This is a genomic window from Streptomyces sp. NPDC054757 (assembly GCF_053612185.1).
The window spans coordinates 1-8,856 of record NZ_JBSHBW010000057.1 but is presented as its reverse complement, the minus strand read 5'-3'; the positions used below and the strand labels follow the sequence as shown (position 1 = coordinate 8,856).

Sequence of the window (8,856 nt, the reverse complement as noted above, 5' to 3'; positions counted from 1 at the left end):
GGCCCGCACCTTGGGGTGCGGGCCCCAGCTTGTTGCTTTGTTCGGGCTTCGCCCGGATCCCTGTTACGGTTTCCGGCAGGGCCCGTAACCGGGCGCGCACCGCAGCCCCGCCGGGGCAGAGTGCACAGCCCGCCGCCTCCGGTCGACGGACAGGGGCCCGTCCGAACCAGAACCCTGTACCAGCCGGTACACCAGCCGCATCCGTTCGGCGGTCTCCGGCTGTCCCGATCTCACCGCCCTGGCTTTTCTCCGATCTGCCCGGCCTTGATTTCGCTCTTTATTCCGGCTCGTTCTTGCGATTCTGCGGCCTCTGTCGGCTGCCGGGAATTCCTCGATACGTGCCACATCGAGGAAGGATCCGTATGGACCGCACAGCACGTACGAACGACCGTCACTCCCGTACCCGCACCGGTGGGGGCTCAGGTTCGGGCCGGGGCGGCTTCCGCTCCCAGGCATCGAACCGCTCCGGCGCATCCGGCAGGTCCGGCGCCCCCAACCGCTCCGGTGGCCGCGGCCGCAGGCCCGCCCCGCAGGGTGAGTTCGCCCTGCCCGTCACGATCACCCCGGCACTGCCCCCGGCCGCTTCGTTCGCCGACATGGGGCTGCCGCCCGAGCTGCTGAAGATGCTCACGAGCCTGGGTGTGAACGAGCCGTTCCCGATCCAGGCCGCGACGCTGCCGAACTCGCTGGCCGGCCGGGACGTGCTGGGGCGCGGGCGCACCGGGTCGGGCAAGACCCTCGCGTTCGGCCTCGGCATGCTCGTCCGTACCGCGGGCCGGCGCGCGCAGCCGCGCCAGCCGCTGGCACTGGTCCTCGTCCCCACCCGTGAACTGGCCCAGCAGGTCACCGACGCGCTCACCCCGTACGCAAGGTCGCTGCGGCTGCGGCTGGCCACCGTGGTGGGCGGTATGTCGATCGGCCGGCAGGCCGGCGCTCTGCGGGGCGGCGCCGAGATCGTGGTCGCGACCCCGGGCCGGCTCAAGGATCTCATCGAGCGCGGCGACTGCCGCCTCGACCAGGTCGCCATCACCGTGCTGGACGAAGCCGACCAGATGGCCGACATGGGCTTCATGCCACAGGTCACCGAACTGCTCGACCAGGTACGCCCGGACGGGCAGCGCATGCTGTTCTCGGCGACCCTGGACCGCAATGTCGACCTGCTGGTCCGCCGCTATCTGCACGACCCGGTGGTCCACTCCGTCGACCCCTCGGCGGGCGCGGTGACCACGATGGAGCACCACCTGCTGCACATCCACGGGGCCGACAAGTACGCGACGACCACCGAGATCGCCGCGCGTGACGGCCGGGTGCTGATGTTCCTGGACACCAAGCACGCCGTGGACCAGCTGACCAAGCACCTGCTGAACAGCGGCGTACGGGCCGCCGCGCTGCACGGCGGGAAGTCGCAGCCGCAGCGCACCCGGACCCTCGCCCAGTTCAAGACGGGGCAGGTCACCGTACTGGTGGCCACCAACGTCGCGGCCCGCGGCATCCATGTCGACAACCTCGACCTGGTCGTCAACGTCGACCCGCCCAGCGACCACAAGGACTATCTGCACCGGGGCGGCCGTACCGCGCGTGCGGGCGAGTCAGGCAGTGTCGTCACCCTGGTGCTGCCCAACCAGCGGCGCGAGATGTCCCGGCTGATGGCCGACGCCGGGATCACCCCGCAGATCGCCCAGGTGCGGTCCGGCGAGGCCGAGCTGAGCCGGATCACCGGCGCCCAGGCGCCTTCGGGTGTCCCGGTCACCGTCTCCGCGCCGGTCACGGAGCGCCCCAAGGGCGGTTCCTCGTCGTCCCGCGGCCGGCGCGGCCGCCCCGCCCAGGCGCGCCGCGCCACGGGGGCCCCGCGCGGCCGCTCCGGGAACCCGCCGCAGCAGGGGTCGTCGTACAAGAACGTCGCCTGACGGACACTCCGCACCACCGGGTGTCACAACCGATCGCCGCTCCGCACTGCGCGGGGCGGCGATCGGGCTTGCTGCCGCCGGTCAGCAGCTCAGGTTGGATCCCGGGGTGGTTCCGAGGATCTGGACGAAGCGCTGGTAGCTGTCGATCCGGCTCTGCACCTGCGCCGGGTTGCCGCCGTCGCATTCGATGCTGCCGTTGATGCTCCGGATGGTCTGCCCGAAGCCGGCGCCGTTCACCATGGCGTTGTGCGGGGTCATCGTGCCGGGCCCGGTCTGGGTGTTCCAGTACCAGAGGCCGGTCTTCCAGGCCACGGCCGGGTCGGTCTGCACCAGGTTCGGGTTGTTGAGCAGGTCGATGCCCAACGCGTCGCCCGCCGCCTTGTAGTTGAAGTTCCAGCTGAGCTGGATCGGCCCCCGGCCGTAGTAGGCGGACTGGCCCGCGGGGCAGCCGTAGGACTGCGACGCGTCGCAGTAGTGGGAGTAGTTGGAGGTGTCCTGCTCGACGACGTAGACGAGACCGCCGGTCTCATGGCTGACGTTGGCGAGGAAGGCTGCGGCCTCCTGGCGCTTGACCGTGTCACTGCCGGTGTTCGCGAAGGCGGGGTAGGCGCTCAGTGCCGCGGTCAGCCCGCTGTAGGTGTAGAAGGAATTGCGGTTCGGGAACATCTGGTTGAACTGGGCCTCGCTGACGACGAAGCCCGAGTCGACGGGCGGTGTGGTGGAGCCGTCACCGCAGGCACCCTGGTCGGACCAGACGTCGGCGGAGCCGGGCGTCTCGTTCTGGGTCCACCATTTCGCGGTCCAGTTGTGCCCGTTGTACGAGGCGCCCTGCCCGCCCGTATAGACGGACGAGGAATTCCAGGCGGAGGCGCAGGTCGCGGCCGCGGCCGGTGTCATCGGCAGGAAGACGGCGAATCCGATGGCCGCCACCAGGGCGGTGAGCAGAGCCATGAAGCGTCTTGACACGTGATCACTCCTTCGCGCGGTCATCGCGACAACGATGTCCGCTTGTGGGGGTGAGGGCACTCAAGCGCTATTGGTCTGGACCTGTCAAGGGTGCGGCCGCATTCTGGTGCACAACCGGGGAGCCGTGGCGGCTACAGGGCTCAGCAGCTGAGGCCGTAGGGTCGGAGCTGTTGTTCCAGCACGGTATGGAGGGTCTGTTGCACGCTGTAGCCACGCCCCTGTTCGATCCCGGCGCAGGCCAGGGGGCACGTCAGTTCGCCGAACTCGGCCTGGCGCTTCTGCTGTCGACCCTCATCGGCGCCGAACGGGCCACCCGTCAGAAGAGTGCGGGACTGCGTACCCACACCCTGGTCGGCGTGGGCAGCGCCCTGTTCATGGAGGTGTCGCAGCACGGGTTCAACGCGGTCCTCGCCCTGCACAACGTCTCCTTCGACCCGTCACGGGTCGCCGCCCAGGTCGTCTCCGGGATCGGCTTTATCGGCGGCGGGCTCATCTTCGTACGCCGGGACGCCGTACGCGGCCTGACCACCGCTGCCACGGTCTGGCTCACCTGCGCCATCGGTATGTCGTGCGGTGGTGGACTTCCGCTCCTGGCCATCGGGGCGACCATGGTCCACTTCCTGGTGGTGCACGGCTACTCGTGGGTGACGCGGCGCATCCCGTCGATCGCGACCACGGAGCAGACCCGGCTGCATCTCGCGTACACGATCGGCACCAGCGTGCTGACCAGGATTCTGGAGCGGGCGACCAGCAAGGGGTTCCAGGTCGTTCAGGTGCGGGTGGACCGCGCGAACGATAAGGCCCCGGAAGACACGGAGCTGAGACACGACGAGGCGGGGACGGCCTTCGTCCATATGGATATCGAGGGAACGGGCAGCGTTCATCAGCTGGTGGCGGAACTCTCCGAGTTCGAGGGCGTGCTGAGTGTCTCGTCCATCAAGGGCGAACTCGCCGACTGACCCTTCGGACTTCGGAGCCCGGCGGCGCCGAGGCGATCCGCCACCGGCCCGCGGAGCGCCGCTGTTTCCCGTTCAGCGCGCAGCGGCCCCGGGCGGTGAAGCCCGGGGCCGCCGGGCTTCACCGCACGGGGCCGGAGCCGCCATGAGCAGCGAGCGAGATGTGCGGGGCGAGGTCAGGAGTGCGGCTGGTCGTTCTGGTCGCCGCCCGAACCGAAGCGGTTCTTGAGCTGGTCCTGACCGGTGTCGACCTGCTTCTCGTATTTGCCGCCGGTCTTCTTGTCGACGGCGTCTCCCGCCTTGTCGACCCCCTTCCCGGCCTGGCTTTCGTGGCCCTTCATCATCTGCTTCAGCTTGTCCATCATGGACATGAGTGGTCCTCCTCACAGCGGTTCCCCCTCCACTCCAGGGTGTGCGCTCTTGACCGGGTCCGCATCCCGGCGGGCCGCGGCGCACCGGATCCGCAGCACGGCGGCAGCCTCAGGGCGTACGGATTCCGGGATTCCGGCGGGCACGGGCGGGGCTTCCGGGCCCCCTGCGGACCCAGCCGAGCATGAGAACCGCGCTGACCGCGGCGAAGGCACACCAGGTGGAGACGTACTCCAGCCTCCAGAGCAGGAAGCAGATCAGGGCTCCCGCGCCGACGACCGCACCGAAGAGTCTCAGCAGCGGATCAGTGGTGATTACCAGGGACCCGACGGTGGCCAGCAGATACCCGGCGACGACGAGGGCGGGAAGCGGCAGGTCGATCACGTACCCGACCGTGTGCCCGCGGACTTCGGCGGTGACCGGCCGGGCAGCGATACGGAGCGCGAGGACCGAAGCCGTGGCGGTCCCGGCGGCGACGGGCAGCAGGAGGCGGCTGGGTACCGGGCGGGGTGCGGCGAGCAGGACGCCGCAGGGCACCCAGAGTGCGAGTACGGGCAGGGCGACGACGGCCCAGGCCGTGGTGGCCGGGCCCGCGCCACCGCCGGCGTGCCAGACGACCGCCTCGATGACCTGGTGGATTCCGAGCAGCAGCGGCAGTGCGGCCAGCGGAAGGTCACGCGTGCGGCGCGTCCGTGCCAGACAGGCCACCCCGACCGCTGCGACGGCGGAGCCCGCCGCGAGGTCGGCCGTCGCACTCCAGCACATGGTGCCTCCGTAAGTTGTTAGGCGGCCCGGTGTCCTGTCATGGCTCCTCCGGTCCGGAGGGTCTGGAGGGCTTCGGTGTGGGGGGCTTCGGTGTGGGGGGCTTCGGTGTGGGGGGCTTCGGTGTGGGGGGCTTCGGTGTGGGGGGCTTCGGTTCGGACTGTGCTGACGGCTCCGGTTCGTGCGGACCGGCCGACAGGGCGCACGCGAGGGCCCCCGCGGCGCATACCGGCGGCGGCAGGGCCGCCCAGGCGGGTGCCCAGGTCCGCAGTGCAGCGGCGCCCACCGCACCCGCGAGCAACGCGGCCAGCCGGCTTCCGGCCGGGCGTCCGCCCGACGGGTTGGTCAGCAGCGCGCTGAGCGTCCCGGTGAAGTACGTCGTCGGTGCGCCGCTGGGGCCGGCCGCGAACATCGCGGCCGTCTGGAGGCCCATCGCCACGGACAGCACGGCGATCAGCGCGGCGCGGCCGGCGCCGTCCGGGTGGCCTCCGGCGTCCGCCCAGGCCACACCCACGGCGGCGAGCAGGGCGACCTCGGCCATGAGACAGACGAGCACTCCCCGGCCCCAGTGGCCGCCCGGCCCCTCACCCGCGGAGGTCACATCCGTACGGGCGCTGCCGTGCGTACGGCAGAAGCGGCCCGCCGCGACCACGGACAGCGCGAATCCGGTGAGCGCCACCAGCGGATACGCCGCGTCGCCCGGCGATCCGCTGCCCAGGCCGATGGCCAGCAGGATCAGGTTTCCGGTCATCACACCGGCGAAGACATGACCGAGAGCGATGAAGGCCAGCGCGTCCACGGCTCCCGCCGCAGCCGCCAGCAGGGGCAGCACAGCGGCACGGGCATGCCTGGCGGCGCGTCTCTTCGGCAAGTTCGGACCTCCGGCCCCATGCTCGCCGCTAACCCCGGCCACCACAACGGCGCCCGGGGACACAGCCGTCCCGGACGGACAGCCTCCGGGCAGCGCATCTCACCCGGGTTCACTCGTATGGCGTAACCGGCCGCGGTCTTCGTGAGGAGGGCGGCGGGGCGCGCACACCGCCCTTCCCGCACATTCCGGCAGTCGGCCGGGCCCAGTCGTGTTGCCGGGAGGCGCAAATGAGCACCCGATGGAATGACGCGTGCAATCCGCGGGCTGGGGCCGTCCGAGCCTCTGCCGGACCACGTACAAGGGAGTGATCACAGATGGCAGCCGACTTCCGCAGCCCCGATGAGCTGACCGGCCTGATGGTCTACGACATCACCGGGGACAAGATCGGCGGCGTCGAGCAGGTCTACCTCGACGACCAGAGTGGCCGCCCCGAGTGGGCGACCGTGAAGACCGGCCTGTTCGGCACCAAGGAAACCTTCATCCCGCTCGAAGGTGCCCGGCGTGAGGAGAACGCCCTGCACATCCCCCACGCCAAGGAGCTCGTCAAGGACGCCCCGCGGCTCGACGCCGAGCAGCACCTGGACCTCGCCCAGGAGCAGGAGCTGTACCAGCACTACGGGCTCACCCACCCGGGCCAGTCGGCCGGCGCCCCGGAAGCCGCCGGAGCCGCGGGGGCCGCAGGAGCGGCCGGCGCCGCGAACCGGAAGGCGGCAGGCCCGCTGCACGGTGAGGCAGCGGACACCGCGGGCACCCGGGGCACGGCGGGGACGACCGGTCCCGCCGCCGGCATGGGCGGCCGTGACGCGCAGAGCAGCATGCACACCGGGGCCGACACGACCGCCGGTGCCCGGGGCGTTCCCGCCGGTATGGGCTCGCGCGGTGCCATGGACGAGAACGAGGAGCTCATCCGCTCCGAGGAGCAGCTGCGGGTCGGCACCGAAGAGCATGTCGCGGGCCGCGCACGGCTGCGCAAGACGGTGGTCACCGAGAACGTGACGACCACCGTCCCGGTCAGCCACGAAGAGGTCCACGTCGTCAGGGAGCCCATCAAGGAGGGCGACCGCACCACGGCGGAGCGGGCCCGTATCGGCGAGGCGGAGTCCGAGGTGGTTCTGCACGCCGAGCAGCCCGTGGTCAGCAAGGAGGCCGTGGCCGTCGAACGGGTGCGGATGGAGACGGAGAAGGTCACCGAGCAGAAGGAAGTCTCCGCCGAGGTCCGCAAGGAGCAGATCCAGTACGACGACGGTCACACCGCGAAGGAGCGTGGCGACACGGAGGGCACCGGCCACTGAAGCCGTGTGCCCGGCGCGCTCCGGACGCGGCTGGGGCGCGGCCGGTTCCGGCCGGCAGAGGGTGGTGTGTCTCCGCGGGGGGACACACCACCCTCTGCCGTGGGTCAGGGGCCCCGGGGCCCCTGGGGTGTGCCTACGCTGGGCCGGTTCCGCAGGAGCGACGATCAGTCCACCGGACCGACGACCAGGGAGCTTCTCCGCGCATGTTCCGTACCGCGCCGCCCACCCGTATCCGTACGCACCCCGCTGTCGGCGCCCATGGCTGAGTTCCGTATCGAACGTGCCAGCGCACTGCCCCCGGAAGAAGCCTGGCGGCGCCTCACCCGGTGGGAGATGCACGCCGCCCAGGTACCGCTGACCAGGATCAGCGTGGTGACCCCGGGGCCCAACGGAGTGGGGACGAGGTTCGTCGCGCGCACCGGGGTCGGCGCCGCGGGGTTCGACGATCCGATGGAGGTCGTCCGCTGGGAACCGCCGCAGTCCGGCCGCCCGGGCTTCTGCGAGCTGGAGAAGCAGGGCCGGGTGGTGCTGGGGCGGGCCGGGATCGAAGTGCGCCCCGAGGGCAGCGGCTGCCGCGTCGTGTGGTGCGAGGAGTTGCGCATCGCGCGGCTGCCGGGGGTCTTCGACTCGCTCACCGCGCGGTCGGGTCAGCTGCTCTTCGGCCGTGCGGTGGCCGGGCTGCTCCGGGACTGACCGCAGGGGGTCACCGGCCCTGACCGGACGGCGGGCACGGTTCCGGACGGACCGCCCGACGGGCACAAGCCCCGGAGGGGTCGGCCGTACGCCTGCCCTGCGGGTCTTACGCGCGCCCTGCGGATATCAGGGATGCCCAGCGGGTACCACGCGTGCCCTGCGCGGCCGAACTGCCTGCGCAGAGCACGGTGGAACCAGTGCGGTTCCGCGGCGCCGGGCGCCGCGGAACGGTGGCGGGGTCAGGAGCCGGCGTCCACGAGTTCCGCGAACCGGGCGTCCTCGGCGCGTCCTTGCGGCAGCGCGGACCGCTCGGGGAGACCGAGACCTCGGGCAGCCGTCGAGACGGCCGGAAGGGGGGTACGGAGTTCGAGCGGGCTGCAGGCGGCGGCCTGGGCACGGATCGTGAACCAGACCACTTTGCCGCCATCGGTGGCGTGCGTACCCCAGCTGTCACTGAGGCTGGAGACCATCGGCAGGCCGCGGCCCTGGGTCACCAGCGGGCTGGCACAGCGCAGTCGCGGCAGCCGCGAACTGGCGTCCAGCACGGCCGCGGTGAGGTTGCGGCCGGTCAAGCGCAGTTCCAGGGTGCAGCGTTTGTCCTCGCCCGCGTGCAGATGGACGTTGGTGAGCAGCTCGCACACGCCGAGGCTGACCGGCTGGATCAGCTCTTCGAGCTGCCAGTGGCGTAGATGCGCTGCGACGATGCGCCGGACCTGCGGCACCCGGTCGGGTGTTGCTTCCAGATCCAGTACGTACTCGCGGGATGTCTCTGTGATCACGACTGCGTCTCCTCATCAGGGTGGGCGGCGGTGTACCGGCCTCACCTCGTCTGACATGACAGCCCCGAGGAAACCGAAAGTAATCGGCTAAACACACACTGACTTCCACCAGAGTCACCCCATCCGGGTGAATCCGCAACGCGCGGCAGCGGCACCGGCCTGACCTGGCCCTTTTCCTTGCCGCCGGAGGCCCCCACCCGTACGGGATCCTCCGGCGGCGGTAGCGGCACGTACCGGGCGGGGGGGGGGGGCCGGGGGGCC

9 protein-coding genes are annotated in these 8,856 nt (G+C 71.1%); 4 read left to right on the top strand and 5 right to left on the bottom strand.

Annotation, left to right across the window (positions count from 1 at the left end; genetic code table 11):
• The first annotated feature begins 362 nt into the window (after positions 1–362).
• Positions 363–1,907 carry a DEAD/DEAH box helicase gene (locus tag ACWGKJ_RS34800; protein WP_385034182.1) on the top strand — a complete coding sequence of 515 codons (1,545 nt, stop codon included), beginning with the start codon at positions 363–365 and terminating at the stop codon, positions 1,905–1,907.
• An 81-nt stretch (positions 1,908–1,988) separates the two neighbouring features.
• Here the strand turns inward: ACWGKJ_RS34800 and ACWGKJ_RS34795 are convergent, their stop codons facing one another.
• Positions 1,989–2,873 carry a glycoside hydrolase family 19 protein gene (locus ACWGKJ_RS34795; protein ID WP_385034177.1) on the bottom strand — a complete coding sequence of 295 codons (885 nt, stop codon included), beginning with the start codon at positions 2,871–2,873 and terminating at the stop codon, positions 1,989–1,991.
• Positions 2,874–3,070: 197 nt separating this feature from the next.
• On the opposite strand from ACWGKJ_RS34795, the gene ACWGKJ_RS34790 reads away from it, so the two are divergent.
• Entirely contained in the window at positions 3,071–3,832 is a 762-nt protein-coding gene (locus ACWGKJ_RS34790; RefSeq protein WP_385034179.1) for an MgtC/SapB family protein, read from the top strand.
• Between the two features lie 173 nt (positions 3,833–4,005).
• On the opposite strand, the gene ACWGKJ_RS34785 is transcribed toward ACWGKJ_RS34790, so the two are convergent.
• The 3 genes from ACWGKJ_RS34785 to ACWGKJ_RS34775 all read right to left on the bottom strand — a co-directional run bounded on the left by ACWGKJ_RS34785 (position 4,006) and on the right by ACWGKJ_RS34775 (position 5,831).
• A complete protein-coding gene (locus tag ACWGKJ_RS34785; RefSeq protein ID WP_385033936.1) occupies positions 4,006–4,200 on the bottom strand; it encodes an antitoxin in 195 nt (64 codons plus the stop codon).
• Between the two features lie 109 nt (positions 4,201–4,309).
• On the bottom strand, positions 4,310–4,963 hold the full coding sequence (locus tag ACWGKJ_RS34780) for a DUF6629 family protein (RefSeq protein ID WP_385033939.1): 654 nt from the start codon (positions 4,961–4,963) through the stop codon (positions 4,310–4,312).
• 37 nt (positions 4,964–5,000) lie between these two features.
• Complete coding sequence (locus tag ACWGKJ_RS34775; protein ID WP_453315906.1) at positions 5,001–5,831, bottom strand: YoaK family protein; 831 nt, start codon at positions 5,829–5,831, stop codon at positions 5,001–5,003.
• A 314-nt stretch (positions 5,832–6,145) separates the two neighbouring features.
• Between ACWGKJ_RS34775 and ACWGKJ_RS34770 the strand changes: the two genes are divergently transcribed.
• Together ACWGKJ_RS34770 and ACWGKJ_RS34765 are read left to right on the top strand one after the other, a co-directional pair.
• The gene (locus ACWGKJ_RS34770) at positions 6,146–7,123 is read left to right on the top strand and encodes a PRC and DUF2382 domain-containing protein (protein ID WP_385033945.1); all 978 of its coding nucleotides are present in this window, start codon (positions 6,146–6,148) and stop codon (positions 7,121–7,123) included.
• Between the two features lie 258 nt (positions 7,124–7,381).
• On the top strand, positions 7,382–7,816 hold the full coding sequence (locus ACWGKJ_RS34765; protein WP_385033948.1) for an SRPBCC family protein: 435 nt from the start codon (positions 7,382–7,384) through the stop codon (positions 7,814–7,816).
• 239 nt (positions 7,817–8,055) lie between these two features.
• Here the strand turns inward: ACWGKJ_RS34765 and ACWGKJ_RS34760 are convergent, their stop codons facing one another.
• A complete protein-coding gene (locus ACWGKJ_RS34760) occupies positions 8,056–8,595 on the bottom strand; it encodes an ATP-binding protein (RefSeq protein WP_385033951.1) in 540 nt (179 codons plus the stop codon).
• Between the last annotated feature and the right edge of the window lie 261 nt (positions 8,596–8,856).